This window comes from Methylobacterium aquaticum, assembly GCF_016804325.1.
GTDB lineage: Bacteria > Pseudomonadota > Alphaproteobacteria > Rhizobiales > Beijerinckiaceae > Methylobacterium > Methylobacterium aquaticum_C.
In genome coordinates, this window is the sequence record NZ_CP043627.1 from 2027047 (window position 1) to 2050533 (window position 23487).

General features: G+C 67.4%; 16 protein-coding genes and 1 tRNA gene. All 17 read left to right on the forward strand.

Features of this window, described 5'->3' with window-relative positions:
- Positions 1–111: 111 nt before the first annotated feature.
- The gene (locus F1D61_RS08990; protein ID WP_203157565.1) at positions 112–1812 is read left to right on the forward strand and encodes a lysine--tRNA ligase; all 1701 of its coding nucleotides are present in this window, start codon (positions 112–114) and stop codon (positions 1810–1812) included.
- Positions 1813–1954: 142 nt separating this feature from the next.
- Positions 1955–2335 (forward strand): hypothetical protein, encoded by a 381-nt coding sequence (locus tag F1D61_RS08995; protein WP_203157566.1) that lies wholly within the window; start codon positions 1955–1957, stop codon positions 2333–2335.
- Positions 2336–2433: 98 nt separating this feature from the next.
- Positions 2434–3624, forward strand: a complete 1191-nt coding sequence (tuf, locus tag F1D61_RS09000; RefSeq protein ID WP_109973750.1) for an elongation factor Tu — start codon at positions 2434–2436, stop codon at positions 3622–3624.
- Positions 3625–4006: 382 nt separating this feature from the next.
- Positions 4007–4083 (forward strand) — tRNA-Trp (locus F1D61_RS09005).
- A 198-nt stretch (positions 4084–4281) separates the two neighbouring features.
- Positions 4282–4587 carry a preprotein translocase subunit SecE gene (secE, locus tag F1D61_RS09010; RefSeq protein WP_203157567.1) on the forward strand — a complete coding sequence of 102 codons (306 nt, stop codon included), beginning with the start codon at positions 4282–4284 and terminating at the stop codon, positions 4585–4587.
- Between the two features lie 66 nt (positions 4588–4653).
- The gene (gene nusG, locus F1D61_RS09015; protein ID WP_099903970.1) at positions 4654–5187 is read left to right on the forward strand and encodes a transcription termination/antitermination protein NusG; all 534 of its coding nucleotides are present in this window, start codon (positions 4654–4656) and stop codon (positions 5185–5187) included.
- 182 nt (positions 5188–5369) lie between these two features.
- Entirely contained in the window at positions 5370–5819 is a 450-nt protein-coding gene (rplK, locus tag F1D61_RS09020) for a 50S ribosomal protein L11 (protein ID WP_048430287.1), read from the forward strand.
- Positions 5820–5831: 12 nt separating this feature from the next.
- Positions 5832–6539 carry a 50S ribosomal protein L1 gene (gene rplA, locus F1D61_RS09025; RefSeq protein WP_048450718.1) on the forward strand — a complete coding sequence of 236 codons (708 nt, stop codon included), beginning with the start codon at positions 5832–5834 and terminating at the stop codon, positions 6537–6539.
- A 186-nt stretch (positions 6540–6725) separates the two neighbouring features.
- Positions 6726–8339 (forward strand): B12-binding domain-containing radical SAM protein, encoded by a 1614-nt coding sequence (locus F1D61_RS09030; RefSeq protein WP_203157568.1) that lies wholly within the window; start codon positions 6726–6728, stop codon positions 8337–8339.
- 527 nt (positions 8340–8866) lie between these two features.
- Positions 8867–9400: a 50S ribosomal protein L10 gene (gene rplJ, locus F1D61_RS09035; protein ID WP_203157569.1), complete on the forward strand. Its 534-nt coding sequence runs from the start codon at positions 8867–8869 to the stop codon at positions 9398–9400.
- Between the two features lie 51 nt (positions 9401–9451).
- A complete protein-coding gene (rplL, locus tag F1D61_RS09040; protein WP_203157570.1) occupies positions 9452–9829 on the forward strand; it encodes a 50S ribosomal protein L7/L12 in 378 nt (125 codons plus the stop codon).
- Positions 9830–10183: 354 nt separating this feature from the next.
- Complete coding sequence (gene rpoB, locus F1D61_RS09045) at positions 10184–14308, forward strand: DNA-directed RNA polymerase subunit beta (protein ID WP_203157571.1); 4125 nt, start codon at positions 10184–10186, stop codon at positions 14306–14308.
- 135 nt (positions 14309–14443) lie between these two features.
- Complete coding sequence (gene rpoC, locus F1D61_RS09050) at positions 14444–18649, forward strand: DNA-directed RNA polymerase subunit beta' (RefSeq protein WP_203157572.1); 4206 nt, start codon at positions 14444–14446, stop codon at positions 18647–18649.
- A gap of 439 nt (positions 18650–19088) precedes the next feature.
- Positions 19089–19460: a 30S ribosomal protein S12 gene (gene rpsL, locus F1D61_RS09055; protein WP_048429408.1), complete on the forward strand. Its 372-nt coding sequence runs from the start codon at positions 19089–19091 to the stop codon at positions 19458–19460.
- Between the two features lie 120 nt (positions 19461–19580).
- The gene (rpsG, locus tag F1D61_RS09060; protein ID WP_203157573.1) at positions 19581–20051 is read left to right on the forward strand and encodes a 30S ribosomal protein S7; all 471 of its coding nucleotides are present in this window, start codon (positions 19581–19583) and stop codon (positions 20049–20051) included.
- 57 nt (positions 20052–20108) lie between these two features.
- A complete protein-coding gene (gene fusA, locus F1D61_RS09065) occupies positions 20109–22184 on the forward strand; it encodes an elongation factor G (RefSeq protein WP_203157574.1) in 2076 nt (691 codons plus the stop codon).
- 102 nt (positions 22185–22286) lie between these two features.
- On the forward strand, positions 22287–23477 hold the full coding sequence (tuf, locus tag F1D61_RS09070) for an elongation factor Tu (protein WP_109973750.1): 1191 nt from the start codon (positions 22287–22289) through the stop codon (positions 23475–23477).
- Positions 23478–23487: the final 10 nt, after the last annotated feature.

Sequence of the window (23487 nt, forward strand, 5' to 3'; positions counted from 1 at the left end):
GCGGATCGCCTCGCGTTGACCCTCGGGAGCGCGGCCCATAGGGTGCCGGGCTCCCGAAACGCTCAACCGAAGGCCGCGCCCGCGGCCTCACAGGCCGAAAACCCCCTCGCCATGTCCGCATTCAGCATCGATCCCGCCCTGGCGGAGGCCGCCGCCTCCGCGTCCGCCTGGCCCTTCGAGGAGGCGCGCAAGCTCGTCGCCCGGCTGGAGCGGACGGGCAAAGGCGAGGTGCTGTTCGAGACCGGCTACGGCCCCTCGGGCCTGCCGCATATCGGTACCTTCGGCGAGGTCGCCCGCACCTCGATGGTGCGCCAGGCCTTTCGGACGCTGACCAACGACAGCGTGCCCACCCGCCTCGTCGCCTTCTCGGACGACATGGACGGGTTGCGCAAGGTGCCGGAGAACGTGCCGAACAAGGCGCTGCTGGCCGACAACCTCAACAAGCCGCTCACCGCGGTGCCGGACCCGTTCGGCACCCATGACAGCTTCGGCGCTCACAACAACGCCGAACTGCGCCGCTTCCTCGACAAGTTCGGCTTCGACTACGAATTCCTGTCCGCGACCGAGTGCTACCGCTCGGGCCGGTTCGACGCGACCCTGCTGCGGGTGCTCGAGCGCTACGACGCCGTGATGGCGGTGATGCTGCCGTCCTTGCGCGCCGAGCGCTCGGCCTCCTACTCGCCGTTCCTGCCGCTCCACCCGGTCACCGGCCATGTGATGCAGGTGCCGATCGACGAGGTGAAGGTCTCGTCCGGCACCATCGTGTGGCGCGATCCCGCCACGGGCGAGGCCTACGAGACCCCGGTGACGGGGGGCCACGCCAAGCTGCAATGGAAGCCCGACTGGGCGATGCGCTGGGTCGCGCTCGGCGTCGATTACGAGATGGCCGGCAAGGATCTGATCGATTCGGTCAAGCTGTCCGGGCAGATCGCCCGGGCGCTCGGTGCCGAGCCGCCGGAGGGCTTCAATTACGAGCTGTTCCTCGACGAGAAGGGGCAGAAGATCTCGAAGTCGAAGGGCAACGGCCTCACCATCGACGAGTGGCTGGCCTACGGCACGCCCGAGAGCCTGGCGCTCTTCATGTACAACAAGCCGCGGGAGGCCAAGCGGCTGCATTTCGACGTCATCCCGCGTCACGTCGACGACTACCTGTCGTTCCTCGACAAGTTCCCGGGCCAGGACGCGAAGCTGAAGCTCGGCAACCCGGTCTGGCACCTGCACGCCGGCGCGCCGCCGGAAGCGGAGCGGGTGGGGAATGGCGGGGCGATCCCGTTCGCGATGCTGCTCAACCTCGTGGCGGTGGCCAATACCGAGGATCCGGCGGTGCTCTGGGGCTTCATCCGCCGCTACGCCCCCGAGGCCTCGCCCGAGACGCATCCGCGCCTCGACCGGCTGGTCCACCACGCCGTGCGCTACTTCCGCGATTTCGTGCGTCCGGCCAAGACCTACCGGGCTCCGAGCGCGGAGGAGGCGGCGGCCTTGGCTGACCTCTCCGACACGCTCGCCACGCAAGGAGGCTCCACCGATCCGGAGGCGCTGCAGGCGGCGGTCTACGAGGTCGGGCGGCGCCACTTCCCGGACCTGTCGGGCAAGTCGAAGAGCCCGGACGGGCGGCCGGGCGTGTCGCAGACCTGGTTCACCACGCTCTACGGCATCCTGCTCGGGGAGGCCCGGGGCCCGCGCTTCGGCTCCTTCGTCGCGCTCTATGGCGTCGAGGAGACCCGCGCGCTGATCGCCCGTGCCCTGTCGGGGGCGCTCGCCGAGGAGCACGCGGCCTTCCTCGAGAGCCGCAAGGCCCCGGAAGCGGCCTGACCGCCTGACCCCCGGCCCGGTTCCCACCACCTCGGATGGGGGCCGGACCGCGTTGTCCCCATCCCGTCCCCCGGTTACCTTGGCAGCAGGGAATCAGTGGTGGTATGGAACATATCAGGAACAAACGCCCCGGGACCTCGCCATGCGCGCCGTGATGCCGCTCCTGCTCATCGCCCTGTCGGGGTCGAGCCACGTCACGGAATCCCACGCCATCGAGGTGGCGCGGCCGGCCCGCGAGGCGGCGGCGATCGCGCGGCTGAAGGGCTGCCTGGCGCGGGAATCCGCCGCGGCGCGGGTCCGTCACGAGACGCCGGAGCATTTCGCCGTGCGGGCCCAGCACATCTGCCTGCCGGCCAAGCGCGACGCCGCGCGGGCGAAGGCCGTGGCCCTCGTCGCCGCGGGCTTCACGGAGGCGCCGGACCTCGTCGGTGCGGTCGAGCAGCTGCTCTCCGACCACGAGCGCGAGACGGCGGAGGCCTATGCCCGCAGCGTCGGCCGCCGGCGCGTCGCCGGGACACCCTGAGACGATGCCGGACTTGATCAACCGGCGCTAACCCTCTAAGCGGGCCGCGCCTTCCGCCCGGCTGGACGTCGTGGGCGGGCTTGCCGCAGGTGAGGGATATGGCCAAGGAAAAGTTTTCGCGGACGAAGCCGCACTGCAACATCGGCACCATCGGTCACGTTGACCATGGCAAGACCTCGCTGACCGCGGCGATCACGAAGGTTCTGGCGGAGTCGGGCGGCGCGACGTTCACGGCCTACGACCAGATCGACAAGGCGCCGGAGGAGAAGGCGCGCGGCATCACGATCTCGACGGCGCATGTCGAGTACGAGACCCCGAACCGTCACTACGCGCACGTCGACTGCCCCGGGCACGCCGACTACGTGAAGAACATGATCACCGGTGCCGCGCAGATGGACGGCGCGATCCTGGTGGTGTCGGCGGCCGACGGCCCGATGCCGCAGACCCGCGAGCACATCCTGCTGGCGCGCCAGGTCGGCGTTCCGGCGCTGGTGGTGTTCATGAACAAGGTCGACATGGTCGACGACCCGGAGCTCCTGGAGCTGGTCGAGCTCGAGGTGCGCGAGCTGCTCTCGAAGTACGACTTCCCGGGCGACGACATCCCGATCACCAAGGGCTCGGCTTTGTGCGCGCTGGAGAACCGCGAGCCGAAGATCGGCCACGAGGCGATCCTCGAGCTGATGAAGACGGTCGACGCCTACATCCCGCAGCCCGAGCGTCCGATCGACCTGCCGTTCCTGATGCCGATCGAGGACGTGTTCTCGATCTCGGGCCGCGGCACGGTGGTCACGGGCCGCGTCGAGCGCGGGATCGTCAAGGTCGGCGAGTCGGTGGAGATCGTCGGCATCCGCGCGACGACGACGACGACGGTGACCGGCGTCGAGATGTTCCGCAAGCTGCTCGACCAGGGCCAGGCGGGCGACAACGTCGGCGTGCTGCTGCGCGGCACGAAGCGCGAGGACGTGGAGCGCGGCCAGGTCGTGTGCAAGCCGGGTTCGGTGAAGCCGCACACGAAGTTCAAGGCCGAGGCGTACATCCTGACGAAGGAGGAGGGCGGCCGCCACACGCCGTTCTTCACCAACTACCGTCCGCAGTTCTACTTCCGGACGACGGACGTGACGGGCGTGTGCCAGCTTCCCGAGGGCACCGAGATGGTGATGCCGGGCGACAACGTGACGATGGACGTGACGCTGATCGTTCCGATCGCGATGGAAGAGAAGCTGCGCTTCGCCATCCGTGAGGGCGGCCGCACCGTCGGCGCCGGCGTCGTCGCCTCCATCACCGAGTAAGTCGACGGGCCCGGGGCCGCGAGGCGGCCCCGGGCGCCGAAGCGAAGGGGCGGGTGCCTGAACGGGCGCCCGCCCTTTTTCGTGGCTGGAATGCGATCCGGCTCTCGGCACTTCACCCCGGAGCCCGCCTTCGAGGCCCACCGCGTGGGCATTTGAGGACGGGGTCGTCCCGGGGAGGCCGGTGCTGCGGAATCCCGGCCGGTGAGGCCCTGCCGAGCCTGCTCGGGCTGTCAGGGCACCTGGGATGCCCTGCAAGGCGACGGAGCCGGGCGCGGTCGCGGCCACGCGCCGGGCGATCGCGCCGATGTCGCATCCTGTCGCGACATTCCGCTTGCATCCGGGCCGGAGATCCGGCTACAGAGCGGTCGCGCCGCGGCGCTGCAGGAGTGTAGCTCAACTGGTCAGAGCACCGGTCTCCAAAACCGGGGGTTGGGGGTTCGAGTCCCTCCACTCCTGCCAAGGACCGCGAGCCGACCGGAGCCTCCGCCATCACCGGCAGATCTCCGAATAACAATCCGTCCGGGACAGTCGACAAGTGCAGGCAACTGCGCTAGACGCTGCGCCCATCCCAGATCGAACAGGCGGCAGTGCGGGCCGGGGTGATCCTTCAGGCTCGCTTGGCCGCCGTTGGTTTCGAGCGCATCGGTTGTCCGAGCCATGGCATCGAACGAAGCGACGAAGAAGATGGACCTCGGGCGCAACGCCTCCCGCAGCACCCCGCCGGCCCGCGGCGGCGCTTCGCCGACGCCGCCCACGCGTCCGGCGCAGAAGCGCGTGGGTCCGTTCGAGTTCCTCCAGCAGGTGCGCGACGAGGGCCGGAAGGTCACCTGGCCGACCCGCAAGGAGACCCTGGTCACCACCCTGATGGTGTTCGTCATGGTGGTGGTGGCGAGCGTGTTCTTCACCGTCGTCGACCAGGTGCTGCGCTACGCGGTGACGCTGGTGCTGGGCATCGGGGCCTGATCGAGCAGAGATGACCCGGCAGATGCCGGCCCGCGACGGGGCCGCCGCCGGACTGGAGTGAACGCCGTGTCGAAGCGCTGGTACATCGTCCACGCCTATTCGAACTTCGAGAACAAGGTCGCGCAGTCGATCAAGGACCAGGCGGCGCAGCGCGGCCTGACGGAGAAGTTCGACGAGGTCATGGTCCCGACCGAGAAGGTCGTGGAGGTGCGTCGCGGCCGCAAGGTCGATGCCGAGCGCAAGTTCTTCCCCGGCTACGTGCTGGTGAAGTGCGACCTCACCGACGAGGTCTACCACCTCATCAAGAACACCCCGAAGGTCACGGGCTTCCTCGGCGCCGACAAGTCGAAGCCGGTGCCGATCCCGGATGCCGAGGCCGAGCGCATCAAGGGCCAGGTCCAGGAAGGCACCGAGCGCCCGAAGGCCTCGATCGCCTACGAGGTCGGCGAGCAGGTCCGCGTCGCGGACGGCCCCTTCGCCTCCTTCAACGGCATCGTCGAGGAAGTCGACGAGAGCCGCTCCCGCCTCAAGGTGGCGGTCTCCATCTTCGGCCGGGCGACCCCGGTCGAACTCGAATACGGTCAGGTCGAGAAGCTCTGATCGTCACCGGCGGTATCTTTCGGGAGTCGCCCGGGGCGTGGCATCACGCCCCGGAATCGCGTCCCCCGCAAGGAACCGCCCCTCACCCGCGGAAGGCCCGCCCGGATACGCCTCCGGGAGTCCGGGCCGCACCGCGACCTGCAACCGCCCTCAATCGATAGGGCTACTCTGGGAGCAGTCCCATGGCGAAGAAGATCACGGGCTACGTGAAGCTTCAGGTCCCGGCCGGCGCCGCCAATCCGTCGCCGCCGATCGGCCCCGCGCTCGGTCAGCGCGGCCTCAACATCATGGAATTCTGCAAGGCCTTCAACGCGAAGACCGCGCAGATCGAGAAGGGCACCCCGATCCCGGTGATCATCACCGCGTATCAGGACCGCTCCTTCACCTTCGAGATGAAGCAGCCCCCGGTCTCCTTCTTCCTGAAGAAGGCCGCCGGCCTGAAGATCGGCAAGAAGCCGGCCTCCGGCTCGAAGACCCCCGGCAAGGGCGCGCCCGCCGGCAAGGTCTCCGAGGCGCAGATCCGCGAGATCGCCGAGAAGAAGATGCCCGACCTGAACTGCGATTCGGTCGATTCCGCCGTCGCCATGATCCGCGGCTCCGCCCGCGCCATGGGTCTCGAGATCACCGCGTAAGGGGAGGGCGACATGGCTAAGACAGGCAAGCGCATCCGCTCCGCCCGCGAGGGCATCGAGGTCACCAAGCTCTATCCGCTCGCCGACGCGGTGAAGCTGATCAAGGAGCGGTCCACCGCCAAGTTCGACGAGACCTTCGAGGTCTCGATGAATCTCGGCGTCGACCCCCGCCACGCCGACCAGATGGTCCGCGGCGTCTGCAACCTGCCGAACGGCTCCGGCCGGACCGTGCGGGTGGCGGTGTTCGCCCGTGGCCCGAAGGCCGACGAGGCGCGGGCCGCCGGTGCCGACATCGTCGGCGCCGAGGACCTGCTCGAGACGATCCAGGGCGGCACGATCGACTTCGATCGCTGCATCGCCACCCCGGACATGATGCCGCTGGTCGGCCGCCTCGGTAAGGTGCTCGGCCCGCGCGGCCTGATGCCGAACCCGAAGGTCGGCACCGTCACCATGGACGTGAAGGGCGCCGTCGCCGGCGCCAAGGGCGGCTCGGTCGAGTTCCGCGTCGAGAAGGCGGGCATCGTCCACGCCGGCATCGGCAAGGTCTCGTTCGACGAGCAGAAGATCGTCGAGAACATCCGCGCCTTCGCGGATGCCGTGGCCAAGGCGAAGCCCGCCGGCGCCAAGGGCACCTACATCCAGCGCATCGCCGTCTCCTCGACGATGGGCCCGGGCGTGAAGGTGGACCCGTCGAGCGTGCTGGTCGCCGCCGGCGCCTGACGCCGACGCGACTGTCGCATCACGACATGAGGCGCCCGGTCCGGCAACGGACCGGGCGCTTCGCGTTTGAGGGAGCCCACGGCCCCTGTCGCTGCGGCATCGCGGCCCTCCGTCGCGTGCCGCGACGCGGCGAAAACCTGACGCGGCGGGGCAGCCTTCCGGCGCCGCTGTGCTAGATACGGTGCCATGCGCAGCACCGTCCCGGTCTCCTCCTCGCGACGCATCCTCTGCGTCTTCCCCGCCTACACGCCCTCGTTCGGCACCTTCTCGCACGCCTATCCGCTGATGGGCGGCGTCAAGGCCTTCATGCCGCCGCAGGGGCTCCTGGTGATCGCCGCCTACATGCCGCAGGCATGGGAGGTGAGGTTCATCGACGAGAACATCGCTCGGGCCAGTCCCGACGACTTCGCCTGGGCCGACGCAGTCTTCGTGTCGGGCATGCACATCCAGGAAGGCCAGATCCACGAGATCGGCCGCCGGGCGCATGCCGCCGGCAAGGTCGCGGTCTTAGGGGGCCCCTCGGTCTCCGGCGCGCCGGAGAAGTACCCGGATTTCGACTACCTCCATCTCGGCGAGATCGGCGACGCCACCGACAGGCTGATCCGGCGCCTCGACGAGACCGTGGCGGTGCCGGCCGAGCCCGAGCGCTTCGAGACCGCCGACCGGCTCGCCCTGTCCGATTTCCCGGCCCCGGCCTACGAGCGGGTGCCGCTCAAGCGCTACCTGATCGGCTCGCTGCAATTCTCGTCGGGCTGCCCGTATCGCTGCGAGTTCTGCGACATCCCGCAGCTCTACGGCCGCCAGCCGCGGCTGAAGACCCCCGAGCAGCTCTGCGCCGAGCTCGACGCCATCGTGGCGCAGCCGGCGCATCCGGCGGTGGTCTACTTCGTCGACGACAACTTCATCGGCAACCGCAAGGCAACCCGCGAGATGCTGCCCCACCTGGTGGAGTGGCAGAAGCGGAACAACTTTCCCCTCCAGTTCGCCTGCGAGGCGACGCTGAACATGGCCAAGCAGCCCGAGATCCTCGAGCTGATGCGCCAGGCCAACTTCATGACGGTGTTCGTCGGCATCGAGACCCCGGAGGCCGACGCGCTCAAGGGCATCGACAAGACCCACAACGCCGCCGTGCCGATGTACGAGGCGATCGAGACCCTGAACTCCTACGGGCTGGAGGTGACCTCCGGCATCATCCTCGGCCTCGACACCGACACCGACAAGTCCGAGCAGAACCTGATCGACTTCATCGACCGCTCGGCGATCCCGGTCCTCACCATCAACCTGCTCCAGGCCCTGCCCAAGACCCCGCTCTGGGACCGGCTGGAGAAAGAGGGCCGGCTCGTCCACGATGCCAGCCTCGAATCGAACGTGCTCTTCAAGCGGCCGCACGACGACGTGGTGGGATCCTGGCGCCGGGCCATCGCCCATGCCTACTCGCCCGAGCAGCTGTTCGAGCGCTTCAAGCGCCAATGCGACGTCACCTACCCGAACCGGATCACCACGCCGACATCGGGCAAGCTGACGCTGACCAACCTGCGCCGCGGCCTGATCCTCGGCTTCAACATCGTCACCCGGGTCGGCCTGTTCTCCGATTACCGCAAGCCGTTCTGGCGCGCGGCGGCCTACGCCCTCAAGCGCGGACAGATCGAGGCGGTGTTCAACATGGGCTTCGTCGCCCACCACCTGATCCGCTTCACCCGCGAGGCCCTGCGCGGCGAGCACAACGCCTCGTTCTACGCAGCGCAGGACAAAGCCAAGGCGGAGGCCGCCGCAAGGGGAGGGGCCCGGCAGGCGGCATGAGCCGGAGGGTCTGACGGGAAATCAGACCCTGCGACCGAATTTCCCCGCACCGGGCGAAATTTCCCTTGCCGGGGCCCTTGGCAAGGCGTTTGCACGCCGCTATAGACCCGGCTCCACGTTTCCGAGATCGAAAGGATTCGGCCGACAGGCCGGTCCTGGAGAGAGGTCCCCGGGCGACCGGGTGACCAAAGTGGCCGGAAGGGCTCAGGGGGAAACCCCTCGCGCCCCGTCCGGCCATGTCCTGTCCGAGACTGCAGGCGCCGGCATCCGCCGGCTTAAACCGCAAAGCCTGCACAGACGGGGAAGACCGAGTTTCACCGCCCCCTGGCCTTACCCGGGCCGAGCGGGGCGTCGGTTTGAACCATCTCGCCCGAGGCGAGGGACCGCACGGTCCTTGGCATCGGGGGCAGGGCCGTGAAAGCGTCGTTCGGGACGCCGCGGTCTTCCTGTGAAGGCCCCGGCTCATCCTGGGCGGCAACTGCAACCGGCGGGGCCCATCCGGGTTCCGCCAACCGGAGAGAGCCAAGGTGGACAGAGCAGCAAAAGCTGATCTCGTCTCGACGCTCAACGGGGTGTTCACCAGCACCTCCGTCGTCGTCGTGGCCCACTACAAGGGCCTCACGGTCGCCGACATGCAGAAGCTGCGCTCGCAGATGAAGCAGGCCGGCGCCACCGTGAAGGTCGCGAAGAACCGCCTCGCCAACATCGCTCTCGAAGGCACGGACGTCGCCTCCATTCAGCCCCTCCTGAAGGGCCCGACCCTGCTCGCCTATTCGAGCGATCCGGTCGCGGCCGCCAAGGTGGCGGTGGACTTCGCCAAGGCCAACGAGAAGCTGGTCATCCTCGGCGGAGCCATGGGGACGACCGCCCTGAACCCGGACGGCGTGAAGGCCCTGGCCTCGCTGCCGTCCCTCGACGAACTGCGCGCCAAGATCGTGGGCCTGGTCCAGGCTCCCGCGACCAAGATCGCCCAGGTCGTCAACGCGCCGGCTGCCAAGCTCGCGCGCGTGTTCGGGGCCTATGCCAAGACCGGCGACGCCCAGACCGACGAAGCGGCCTGACGGGCTGTTCGAGACCAAACCGTTCAAATCGACAACATCAGGAAGTGAAAAATGGCTGACCTTGCCAAGCTCGTCGACGACCTGTCCTCGCTGACCGTTCTCGAGGCTGCCGAGCTCGCGAAGATGCTCGAGGAGAAGTGGGGCGTCTCGGCGGCTGCCGCCGTCGCCGTCGCCGCCGGCCCGGCCGGTGGTGCCGCTGCCGCCCCCGTCGAGGAGCAGACCGAGTTCACCGTTGTCCTGGCCTCGGCCGGCGACAAGAAGATCGAGGTCATCAAGGAGGTCCGCGCGATCACCGGCCTCGGCCTTAAGGAGGCCAAGGACCTGGTCGAGGGCGCTCCGAAGCCGATCAAGGAGGGCGTGTCCAAGGACGACGCCGCCAAGCTCAAGGCCCAGCTCGAGAAGGCCGGCGCCAAGGTCGAGCTCAAGTAAGACGGTGGCGGGCCGCCCGGCCCGCCGCGCGCTCCGGACCGGTCTCAGGCCGGTCCGGGGCCACCAGCCCGCGGGCCTCGCGCTCGCGGGCTATGGTCGCTTCAGGTGCTTCTCACAAAACTCCCGCTGCGCCGACATGGCCGAAGCGAGCCACGACGCCAGTCTGGAGTTTTGTGAGGGACACTTGGCGCCCCCCTCGGGATCCGGGGTTCGGATCACCATATAGGTTTTCAAGGGATGCGGGCGGCCGGTGCACGGGCGGTCCGCACGGTCACGGCAGGTCTGATGCGGGCTCGATTCGGCCGGCGTCCCACCGGGGCCGTATAAGCGGTGGATGAGGAGCGAGGTCAACCCATGGCCAACACGCTGGTCGGTCGCAAGCGCATTCGCAAATTCTTCGGCAAGATTCGGGAAGTCGCCGAGATGCCGAACCTCATCGAGGTCCAGAAGGCGTCATACGACCAGTTCCTGATGGTGGACGAGCCCGAAGGCGGGCGCGCCGACGAGGGCCTGCAATCGGTCTTCAAGTCCGTCTTCCCGATCTCCGACTTCTCCTCGACCGCGCTTCTCGAGTTCGTCAAGTACACGTTCGAGCAGCCGAAATACGACGTCGACGAGTGCCGCCAGCGCGGCATCACCTTCGCCGCCCCGCTGAAGGTGACCCTGCGGCTGATCGTGTTCGATGTCGATCCCGATACCGGCGCCAAGTCGGTCAAGGACATCAAGGAGCAGGACGTCTACATGGGCGACATGCCCCTGATGACGGAGAACGGCACCTTCATCGTCAACGGCACCGAGCGCGTCATCGTCTCGCAGATGCACCGCTCGCCGGGCGTGTTCTTCGACCACGACAAGGGCAAGACCCACTCCTCGGGCAAGCTCCTGTTCGCGGCGCGCATCATCCCGTATCGCGGCTCCTGGCTCGACGTCGAGTTCGACGCCAAGGACATCGTGCACGCGCGCATCGACCGCAAGCGCAAGATCCCCGTCACCTCGCTGCTCTTCGCGCTCGGCCTCGACGGCGAGGAGATCCTGTCGACCTTCTACAACCGCGTCACCTACGTGCGTGACGGGCACGATTGGCGCGTGCCTTACGATGCCGAGCGGCTGAAGGGCTTCAAGGCCTCGGCCGACCTGATCGACGCCGATTCGGGCGAGGTGGTGCTGGAGGCCGGCAAGAAGCTGACCGCCCGCAACGCCCGCCAGATCGCCGAGAAGGGCGTGAAGGCGCTGCGCGCCACCGACGAGGACCTGATCGGCCAGTACATCGCCGAGGACATGGTCAACTACAAGACCGGCGAGATCTACGCCGAGGCCGGCGACGAGATCAGCGAGAAGGTCCTCAAGGGCCTGACCGATGTCGGCATCGAGGAGATCCCGGTCCTCGACATCGACCACGTCAACATCGGCCCCTACATCCGCAACACGCTGGCGGTCGACAAGAACTCGGCCCGCGAGGGCGCGCTGTTCGACATCTACCGGGTGATGCGCCCGGGCGAGCCGCCGACGCTCGAGACCGCCGAGGCGATGTTCCACTCGCTGTTCTTCGACGCGGAGCGCTACGACCTCTCGGCCGTCGGCCGGGTGAAGATGAACATGCGCCTCGACCTCGACGCGGCCGACACCGTGCGGACGCTGCGGCGCGAGGACATGCTGGCGGTCGTCAAGGCCCTGGTGGATCTGCGCGACGGCAAGGGCGAGATCGACGACATCGACCATCTCGGCAACCGCCGGGTGCGCTCGGTCGGCGAGCTGATGGAGAACCAGTACCGGCTGGGCCTGCTTCGCATGGAGCGCGCCATCAAGGAGCGGATGTCGTCGGTCGACATCGACACCGTGATGCCGCAGGACCTGATCAACGCGAAGCCCGCGGCGGCCGCGGTGCGCGAGTTCTTCGGCTCGTCGCAGCTGTCGCAGTTCATGGACCAGACCAACCCGCTCTCCGAGGTGACGCACAAGCGTCGTCTCTCGGCGCTCGGCCCGGGCGGTCTGACCCGCGAGCGCGCCGGCTTCGAGGTGCGCGACGTGCACCCGACCCACTATGGCCGGATCTGCCCGATCGAGACGCCGGAAGGCCCCAACATCGGCCTGATCAACTCGCTCGCCACCTTCGCGCGCGTCAACAAGTACGGCTTCATCGAGACCCCGTTCCGCCGCGTGCGCGACGGCGTGGTCACCGACGAGGTCGCCTACCTGTCCGCCATGGAGGAGGCGAAGTACCACGTCGCCCAGGCCAACGCGCAGATGGACGAGAACCGCAAGCTCACGGAGGACCTCGTGGTCTGCCGGCGGGCGGGCGAGGTGATCGTCGTCGGCCCCGAGCGGGTCGACCTGATGGACGTGAGCCCGAAGCAGCTCGTGTCGGTCGCCGCGGCGCTGATCCCGTTCCTCGAGAACGACGACGCCAACCGCGCGCTGATGGGCTCGAACATGCAGCGCCAGGCGGTGCCGCTGGTTCGCGCCGACGCGCCCTTCGTCGGCACCGGCATGGAAGCGGTGGTGGCGCGCGATTCGGGGGCCGCCATCGGCGCCCGGCGCGCGGGCATCATCGACCAGGTCGATGCGACCCGTATCGTCATCCGCGCCACCGACGAGGCCGACGCCTCGAAGCCCGGCGTCGACATCTACCGGCTGCAGAAGTTCCAGCGCTCGAACCAGTCGACCTGCATCACCCAGAAGCCGCTCGTCCGCGTCGGCGACGTGGTGAAGAAGGGCGACATCATCGCCGACGGTCCCTCGACCGAGTTCGGCGAGCTGGCGCTCGGCCGCAACGTGCTCGTCGCGTTCATGCCGTGGAACGGCTACAACTTCGAGGACTCGATCCTGCTCTCCGAGCGGATCGTGAAGGATGACGTGTTTACCTCGATCCACATCGAGGAATTCGAGGTGATGGCCCGCGACACCAAGCTGGGTCCGGAGGAAATCACCCGCGACATCCCGAACGTCTCGGAAGAGGCGCTCAAGAACCTCGACGAAGCCGGCATCGTCTATATCGGTGCCGAGGTCCACGCGGGCGACATCCTGGTCGGCAAGATCACCCCGAAGGGCGAGAGCCCGATGACGCCCGAGGAGAAGCTCCTCCGCGCCATCTTCGGCGAGAAGGCCTCGGACGTGCGCGACACCTCGCTGCGGGTGCCGCCGGGCGTCACCGGCACGATCGTCGAGGTCCGGGTGTTCAACCGCCACGGCGTCGACAAGGACGAGCGCGCGCAAGCGATCGAGCGCGAGGAGATCGAGCGTCTCGCCAAGGACCGCGACGACGAGCAGGCGATCCTCGACCGCAACACCTATGCGCGTCTGGGCGATCTCCTGGTCGGCCAGTCGCCGGTCGCCGGGCCGAAAGGCTTCAAGAAGGAGACCCTGCTGACCCGTGAGCTGCTGGCGGATTACCCCCGCTCGCAGTGGTGGCAATTCGCCGTCGTCGAAGACCGTCTCATGACCGAGATGGAGGCGATGCAGAAGCAGTACGACGAGTCGAAGAAGCGCCTCGAGCAGCGCTTCCTCGACAAGGTCGAGAAGCTGCAGCGCGGCGACGAGCTGCCCCCCGGCGTCATGAAGATGGTCAAGGTCTTCGTGGCGGTGAAGCGCAAGATCCAGCCCGGCGACAAGATGGCGGGCCGGCACGGCAACAAGGGTGTCGTGTCGCGCATCGTCCCGATCGAGGACATGCCGTTCCTGGAGGACGGCACGCACGCCGACATCGTGCTCAACCCGCTCGGCGTGCCGAGCCGGATGAATGTCGGCCAGATCCTCGAGACCCATCTGGGCTGGGCCGCCGCGGGCCTCGGCCGGCAGGTGTCCCAGGCCGTGGATGCTTACTTGCGCACCCACGACATCGAGCCCCTACGCGAGCGGATGAAGGCGATCTACAGCGAGTCCGAGCTGGCCGGCCTGACCGACCAGGATCTCGCCGAGGTCGGCAACAACCTGCGCCGCGGCGTCCCGATGGCCACCCCGGTGTTCAACGGCGCCAAGGAAGCCGACATCGAGACCATGCTGGAGATGGCGGGTCTCGACCGCTCGGGCCAGTCGACGCTCTACGACGGGCGCACCGGCGAGCCCTTCGACCGCAAGGTCACGGTCGGCTACATCTACATGCTGAAGCTGCACCACCTGGTGGACGACAAGATCCACGCGCGCTCGATCGGCCCGTACTCGCTCGTCACCCAGCAGCCGCTGGGCGGCAAGGCGCAGTTCGGCGGCCAGCGCTTCGGCGAGATGGAGGTGTGGGCGCTGGAAGCCTACGGCGCCGCCTACACGCTGCAGGAGATGCTGACGGTGAAGTCCGACGACGTCGCCGGCCGCACCAAGGTCTACGAGGCCATCGTGCGCGGCGACGACACCTTCGAGGCGGGCATCCCGGAGAGCTTCAACGTGCTGGTGAAGGAGATGCGGTCGCTCGGCCTCAACGTCGAGCTGCTGTCCTCCAAGCGCGCGGCGAACGACCAGCTCGAGGCGCCTCCGGAGGCGGCCGAGTAGGCCCCTTCCGCCTCAATCGACTGACGACGGCGGCGGGGCCCTCATCCACCAGGGCCCCAGCCGCCGAAACCCGTTTCATCAGACGGCGGCCCCGGCTCGGCCCTTCGCGGCGCCCCGTCAGCCAAGGAGCAGATCATGAACCAAGAGGTCATGAATCTTTTCAACCAGCAGGCTCAGCCTCAGAGCTTCGACCAGATCAAGATCTCGATCTCGTCGCCTGAGAAGATCCTGTCCTGGTCCTACGGCGAGATCAAGAAGCCCGAGACCATCAACTATCGCACGTTCAAGCCCGAGCGTGACGGCTTGTTCTGCGCCCGGATCTTCGGGCCGATCAAGGATTACGAGTGCTTGTGCGGCAAGTACAAGCGCATGAAGTACAAGGGCGTGATCTGCGAGAAGTGTGGCGTCGAGGTCACCCTCGCGCGCGTCCGTCGCGACCGCATGGGCCATATCGAGCTCGCGGCGCCCGTCGCCCATATCTGGTTCCTGAAGTCGCTGCCGAGCCGCATCGGCTTGCTTCTCGACATGGCGCTCAAGGACCTCGAGCGCATCCTGTACTTCGAGTCCTACGTCACCATCGAGCCGGGCCTCACCCCGCTGAAGGAGCGTCAGCTCCTCAGCGAGGAGGAGTACCTGCGCGCGCAGGAGGAGTACGGCGAGGACAGCTTCACCGCCATGATCGGCGCGGAAGCGATCCGGCGCATCCTGCAGGAGCTCGACCTCGACAAGATCGCGGCCGACCTGCGCGAGGAGATCGCCACCACCACCTCCGAGCTGAAGCCCAAGAAGCTGCTGAAGCGCCTCAAGATCATCGAGGCGTTCCAGATGTCGGGCAACCGGCCGGAATGGATGATCCTGACCGTCGTGCCGGTGATCCCGCCGGACCTGCGCCCGCTCGTCCCGCTCGACGGCGGCCGCTTCGCGACCTCGGACCTCAACGACCTCTACCGCCGCGTCATCAACCGTAACAACCGCCTCAAGCGGCTGATCGAGCTGCGCGCGCCCGACATCATCATCCGCAACGAGAAGCGGATGCTGCAGGAGGCGGTCGACGCGCTGTTCGACAACGGCCGCCGCGGCCGCGTCATCACGGGCGCCAACAAGCGCCCGCTGAAGTCGCTCGCCGACATGCTGAAGGGCAAGCAGGGCCGGTTCCGCCAGAACCTGCTCGGCAAGCGCGTCGACTATTCCGGCCGCTCGGTCATCGTGGTCGGCCCGGAGCTGAAGCTGCACCAGTGCGGGCTGCCGAAGAAGATGGCGCTCGAGCTGTTCAAGCCGTTCATCTACGCGCGGCTCGACGCCAAGGGCTTCTCGGCCACGGTGAAGCAGGCCAAGAAGCTCGTCGAGAAGGAGAAGCCGGAGGTCTGGGACATCCTGGACGAGGTGATCCGCGAGCATCCCGTGATGCTGAACCGGGCGCCGACGCTGCACCGCCTCGGCATCCAGGCCTTCGAGCCGAAGCTGATCGAGGGCAAGGCGATCCAGCTGCATCCGCTGGTCTGCGCCGCGTTCAACGCCGACTTCGACGGCGACCAGATGGCCGTGCACGTCCCGCTGTCGCTGGAAGCGCAGCTGGAAGCGCGCGTCCTGATGATGTCGACGAACAACATCCTGCACCCGGCCAACGGCGCGCCGATCATCGTGCCGTCGCAGGACATCGTGCTCGGCCTCTACTACCTGTCGATCGTCGCCGACGGTTCGCCCGGTGAGCACAAGCCGAACGATCCGAAGAACCCGATGAAGGGCGTCTTCGGCGATTTCGGCGAGCTCGAGCACGCGCTGGCGGCCCGCACGGTCACGCTGCACACCAAGATCAAGTGGCGCTGGCGCGGCCTCGATTCGGATGGCAACGAGGTCAGCCGGATCTACGACACCACGCCGGGTCGGGTGATCCTGTCCAGCGTGCTGCCACGCCACAAGCGCGTCCCCTTCGACGTCGTCAACAAGCTGATGACGAAGAAGGAGATCTCGGCGATGATCGACACCGTCTACCGCCATTGCGGTCAGAAGGAGTCGGTGATCTTCTGCGACCGCATCATGGGTCTCGGCTTCATCCACGCCTTCCGCGCCGGCATCTCGTTCGGCAAGGACGACATGGTGGTGCCGGACAACAAGTGGTCGATCGTCGACGAGACCCGCACGCTCGTGAAGGATTACGAGCAGCAGTACCAGGACGGCCTGATCACCCAGGGCGAGAAGTACAACAAGGTCGTGGACGCCTGGGCCAAGTGCTCCGACCGTCTCGCCGGCGAGATGATGAACCGCATCTCGTCCGTGCAGAAGGACGAGCACGGCGCCGACAAGCAGGTCAACTCGATCTACATGATGAGCCACTCGGGTGCCCGTGGCTCGCCGGCGCAGATGAAGCAGCTCGCGGCGATGCGCGGCCTGATGGCCAAGCCCTCGGGCGAGATCATCGAGACCCCGATCATCTCGAACTTCAAGGAAGGCCTCGACGTTCTCGAGTACTTCAACTCGACGCACGGCGCCCGCAAGGGCCTCGCCGATACCGCGCTCAAGACCGCCAACTCGGGCTACCTGACCCGCCGCCTCGTCGACGTGGCGCAGGACGCGGTGATCCGCGAGACCGATTGCGGCACCGAGAACGGCATCCGGATGCGCGCCATCATCGATGCCGGCCAGGTCGTGGCCTCGCTGGCGACCCGCATCCTCGGCCGCGCCACGGCCGAGGACCTGGTCGCCAACGACGGCTCGATCATCGTCGCCAAGGGTGAGACCATCGAGGAGAAGCACCTCGAGGCGATCACCAAGGCCGGCATCCAGGAGGTGAAGATCCGCTCGGTCCTGGTCTGCGCGACCCGGAACGGCGTCTGCGCCACCTGCTACGGGCGCGACCTCGCCCGCGGCACGCCCGTCAACATGGGCGAGGCCGTCGGCGTCATCGCGGCGCAGTCGATCGGCGAGCCGGGCACCCAGCTCACGATGCGCACCTTCCACATCGGCGGCGCGGCCCAGATCGCCGACTCGTCCTTCATCGAGTCGAGCTTCGAGGGCACGGTGCGGATCCGCAACCGCGGTCTCGCGCGCAACTCCGACGGCGACCTGGTCGCCATCGGCCGCAACGTCGCGGTGGTGATCGTGGGGCCGGACGGCACCGAGCGGGCGGTCCACCGCCTGCAATACGGCGCCCGCGTCCGGGTCGACGAGGGTGACGCGATCAAGCGCGGCCAGCGCATCGCCGAGTGGGATCCCTACACCCGGCCGATCCTGACCGAGATCGACGGCATCGTGGCCTACGAGGACCTGATCGACGGCCAGTCGATCACCGAGACGACCGACGAGTCGACCGGCATCGCCAAGCGCGTCGTCATCGACTGGCGCGGCTCGGCGCGGACGGCGGACCTGCGTCCGGCGCTCGCGATCCACGACCAGAACGGCCGGGTGCAGAAGCTCCCGCGCGGTTCGGATGCCCGCTCGATCCTGCCGGTCGAGGCGATCATCGGCGTCGATCCGGGCACCCGGGTCAAGGCCGGCGACATCCTCGCCCGCGTCTCGACCGACAGCGCCAAGACCCGCGACATCACCGGCGGTCTGCCGCGGGTGGCGGAGCTGTTCGAGGCGCGCCGGCCGAAGGACGCGGCGATCATCGCCGAGAAGTCCGGAACGATCTCGTTCGGGCGCGACTACAAGAACAAGCGCCGCCTGAGCCTGACCCCGCATGACGGCTCCGAGCCGGTGGAGTACCTGATCCCGAAGGGCAAGCACATCCACCTGCAGGACGGCGACGTGGTCGAGCTCGGCGACTTCATCGTCGACGGCAACCCGGCGCCGCACGACATCCTGGCGATCAAGGGCGTGGAGGAGCTCGCAGCCTACCTCGTCAACGAGATCCAGGAGGTCTACCGGCTCCAGGGCGTGTCGATCAACGACAAGCACATCGAGGTCATCGTCCGGCAGATGCTGCAGAAGGTGGAGATCACCGATGGCGGCGATTCCGAGATCCTGACGGGCGACCAGATCGACCGGATGGAGCTGGCCGAGTTCAACGAGAAGCTGCTCGCCGAGGGCAAGAAGCCGATCCAGGGTGTCCCGGTCCTGCTCGGCATCACCAAGGCGTCGCTGCAGACCCGCTCGTTCATCTCGGCGGCCTCGTTCCAGGAGACCACCCGCGTCCTCACCGAGGCGGCGGTCAACGGCAAGGTCGACAACCTCGAGGGCTTGAAGGAGAACGTCATCGTCGGCTCGCTGATCCCGGCGGGAACCGGCGCGATGATCGCCGACATCAAGTCGATCGCGCGCCGCCGCGACGGCCTGATCATGGCCCAGAAGTCGGCCGAGAGCGGCGCGGCGGTCGCCGAGCAGCTTCCCGCCGCCGAGTAGGGCAGGGGGCTTGCGGGCGGGCGCATCGGCCCGCCGGACCAGAAGACAAAGGCCGGCGCTCCCTCCCCGGGGGCGCCGGCCTTTTCGCGTAAGCAGCCAAGCTTTAAGGGAAAGTTTCCGCTTGACGACCGCGGGACGAGACCGTATTAGCCCCACCTACTGAACGGCTGGCCGTAGGCGACAGCTGATCGACGTGCCCCTCGTGCCTCGATCCAAGTCTCCTAAACGCGACCGAACTTCAAGCGACTGACACGTGTCAGACCGGCATGATCGCTGGGGCTCGTTCCCTGGTGGTCCTCTGCTCGCATGGCGCGCCAAAGGCTGGTTTTCAGCCTGGGGCGCGATTTGCGTTGCGCTTCATCACGAAGCGACGGTCGTTCAGACGAGATTTTGCGAAACGACGGTCGCCAGGACGGCGATGCGTTGCGAGAGGAATGGCATGCCGACGATCAACCAGCTGATCGCCAATCCGCGGAAGGCGCAGAAGGCCCGCAACAAGGTGCCGGCTCTCGATGCCTGCCCGCAGAAGCGCGGCGTCTGCACCCGCGTCTACACCACGACCCCGAAGAAGCCGAACTCGGCGCTTCGTAAGGTCGCCAAGGTGCGCCTGACCAACGGCTTCGAGGTCATCGGCTACATCCCGGGCGAGGGTCACAACCTTCAGGAGCACTCCGTGGTGATGATCCGCGGCGGCCGCGTGAAGGATCTTCCGGGCGTGCGCTACCACATCCTGCGCGGCGTGCTCGACACGCAGGGCGTCAAGAACCGCAAGCAGCGTCGCTCGAAGTACGGCGCCAAGCGTCCGAAGTAAGACGCCGACCGGTAAGTACGATCGCCTGTCCCGCAAGGATGTCGCCGGCCTATAAGGGCTCCAGGCGGCCTGCGTTGGGACACAACAGTTGATTTTTAGACCTTAAAGACGGAGCGAGCGATGTCCCGCCGCCACAGCGCCGAGAAGCGCGAGATCATCCCCGACGCCAAGTACGGCGACATCGTCCTCACCAAGTTCATGAACTCGGTGATGTACGAGGGCAAGAAGTCGGTCGCCGAGAACATCGTGTACGGCGCGTTCGACATCATCGAGGCCCGGGCCAAGGCGAACCCGATCGAGGTGTTCCGCGCCGCGCTCGACAACGTCGCCCCGGCGATCGAGGTCCGGTCCCGCCGCGTCGGCGGCGCGACCTACCAGGTCCCGGTCGAGGTCCGCACCGAGCGCCGCCAGGCCCTGGCGATCCGCTGGCTGATCCAGGCCGCCCGTTCGCGCAACGACCGCACGATGGTCGAGCGCCTGTCGGCCGAGCTGCTCGACGCCGCCAACAACCGCGGCAACGCCGTGAAGAAGCGCGAGGACACCCACCGGATGGCCGAGGCCAACCGCGCCTTCTCGCACTACCGCTGGTAACCGCTGCTTCGCCGCCGCCCGTCTGGTGCGGCGGCCCCCTTCTTCAGGAGCCCCCCGATGCCCCGCACGCACGCGATCGAGGACTACCGCAACTTCGGCATCATGGCCCACATCGATGCCGGCAAGACCACGACGACGGAGCGGATCCTCTACTACACCGGCAAGTCCCATAAGATCGGCGAGGTCCATGAGGGCGCCGCTACGATGGACTGGATGGAGCAGGAGCAGGAGCGTGGCATCACGATCACCTCGGCTGCGACCACCTGCTTCTGGCGCGACAAGCGCCTGAACATCATCGACACCCCCGGCCACGTCGACTTCACCATCGAGGTCGAGCGCTCGCTCCGCGTGCTCGACGGCGCCGTGTGCGTGCTCGACGGCAACCAGGGCGTCGAGCCGCAGACCGAGACGGTGTGGCGCCAAGCCGACAAGTACGACGTGCCGCGCATCGTGTTCGTCAACAAGATGGACAAGATCGGCGCCGACTTCTTTAAGTGCGTCGAGGACATCATCGACCGCGTCGCCGGCAAGCCGGTCTGCCTGCAGCTGCCGATCGGCGCCGAGAGCTCCTTCAAGGGCGTGATCGACCTGATCAAGATGAAGGCGATCGTGTGGTCGGGTGAGGCGCTCGGCGCCAACTACTCCGAGGAGGAGATCCCGGCCGACCTCGCCGACCAGGCTGCGGAGTACCGCACCAAGCTCGTCGAGGCCTGCGTCGAGATGGACGACGACGCCATGGCGGCCTACCTCGACGGCGCCGAGCCGGACGAGGACACCATGCGCAAGCTGGTGCGGACCGCCGTGCAGCGCCGCGCCTTCCACCCGGTGATGTGCGGTTCGGCGTTCAAGAACAAGGGCGTGCAGCCCCTGCTCGACGGCGTAGTCGACTACCTGCCGTCTCCCGCCGACCGCGGCGAGATCAAGGGCATCGACTACAAGACCGAGGAAGAGGTCGTTCGGCGTCCGCTCGACTCCGATCCCTTCTCCATGCTCGCCTTCAAGATCATGGACGATCCCCACGTCGGCACGATCACCTTCTGCCGCGTGTATTCGGGCAAGGTCGAGTCGGGCGCGAACGTCATCAACTCGACCCGCGACAAGAAGGAGCGGGTCGGCCGCATGCTCCTGATGCACGCGAACAACCGCGAGGACATCAAGGAGGCGTTCGCCGGTGACATCGTGGCGCTCGCGGGTCTCAAGGACACCCGCACCGGCGACACGCTGTGCGACCCGACCAAGGCCGTGATCCTCGAGAAGATGGAGTTCCCGGAGCCGGTCATCGAGATCGCCGTCGAGCCCAAGTCCAAGGCGGACCAGGAGAAGCTCGGCATCGCGCTCTCGAAGCTCGCCGCCGAGGATCCGTCCTTCCGCGTCTCCACGGACCAGGAATCGGGCCAGACCATTCTCAAGGGGATGGGCGAGCTCCACCTGGACATCAAGGTCGACATCCTGAAGCGCACCTATAAGGTCGAGGCCAATATCGGCCAGCCGCAGGTCGCGTACCGGGAGAAGCTGACCAAGCGCACCGAGATCGACTACACCCACAAGAAGCAGACCGGTGGTACCGGCCAGTTCGCGCGGGTGAAGTTCGTGGTCGAGCCGAACGAGCCGGGTGCCGGCTACGCGTTCGAGTCGAAGATCATCGGTGGCTCGGTGCCCAAGGAGTACATCCCGGGCGTCGAGAAGGGCCTCAACAGCGTGCTGACCGCCGGTATCCTGGCGGGCTTCCCGGTGGTCGACATCAAGGTGGAGCTGGTCGACGGCGCCTACCACGAGGTCGACTCCTCGGCGCTGGCCTTCGAGATCGCCTCCCGGGCGGCGCTCCGCGAGGCCCTGCAGAAGGGCGGTTCGGTTCTGCTCGAGCCGGTGATGAAGGTCGAGGTCGTGACCCCGGAAGACTATACCGGTTCGGTCATCGGCGACCTCAACTCCCGCCGCGGCCAGATCCAGGGCCAGGACATGCGCGGCAACGCGAACGTCATCAACGCGATGGTGCCGCTCGCCAACATGTTCGGTTACGTGAACCAGCTGCGGTCCTTCACCCAGGGCCGCGCGAACTTCACGATGCAGTTCGACCACTACGAAGAGGTCCCGCGCGGCGAGGCCGAGAAGGTGGTTGCCAAGTACGCTTGATGAGTCGGGCCCGGTATCGGGCCTGCTCCGAGCTTCGGTGCCCGCCACGGCGGGCACCTTTCCAGACTAAACCGCACGCATTCGATCGACGGAGTTTTGGCGATGGCCAAGGAAAAGTTTTCGCGGACGAAGCCGCACTGCAACATCGGCACCATCGGTCACGTTGACCATGGCAAGACCTCGCTGACCGCGGCGATCACGAAGGTTCTGGCGGAGTCGGGCGGCGCGACGTTCACGGCCTACGACCAGATCGACAAGGCGCCGGAGGAGAAGGCGCGCGGCATCACGATCTCGACGGCGCACGTCGAGTACGAGACCCCGAACCGGCACTACGCGCACGTCGACTGCCCCGGGCACGCCGACTACGTGAAGAACATGATCACCGGCGCGGCGCAGATGGACGGCGCGATCCTGGTGGTGTCGGCGGCCGACGGCCCGATGCCGCAGACCCGCGAGCACATCCTGCTGGCGCGCCAGGTCGGCGTTCCGGCGCTGGTGGTGTTCATGAACAAGGTCGACATGGTCGACGACCCGGAGCTCCTGGAGCTGGTCGAGCTCGAGGTGCGCGAGCTGCTCTCGAAGTACGACTTCCCGGGCGACGACATCCCGATCACCAAGGGCTCGGCTTTGTGCGCGCTGGAGAACCGCGAGCCGAAGATCGGCCACGAGGCGATCCTCGAGCTGATGAAGACGGTGGATGCCTACATCCCGCAGCCCGAGCGTCCGATCGACCTGCCGTTCCTGATGCCGATCGAGGACGTGTTCTCGATCTCGGGCCGCGGCACGGTGGTGACGGGTCGCGTCGAGCGCGGGATCGTGAAGGTCGGCGAGTCGGTCGAGATCGTCGGCATCCGCGCCACCACCACCACCACGGTGACCGGCGTCGAGATGTTCCGCAAGCTGCTCGACCAGGGCCAGGCGGGTGACAACGTCGGCGTGCTGCTGCGCGGCACGAAGCGTGAGGACGTGGAGCGCGGCCAGGTCGTGTGCAAGCCGGGTTCGGTGAAGCCGCACACGAAGTTCAAGGCCGAGGCGTACATCCTGACGAAGGAGGAGGGCGGCCGCCACACGCCGTTCTTCACCAACTACCGTCCGCAGTTCTACTTCCGGACGACGGACGTGACGGGCGTGTGTCAGCTTCCCGAGGGCACCGAGATGGTGATGCCGGGCGACAACGTGACGATGGACGTGACGCTGATCGTTCCGATCGCGATGGAAGAGAAGCTGCGCTTCGCCATCCGCGAGGGCGGCCGCACCGTCGGCGCCGGCGTCGTCGCCTCCATCACCGAGTAAGCGTCCAGGC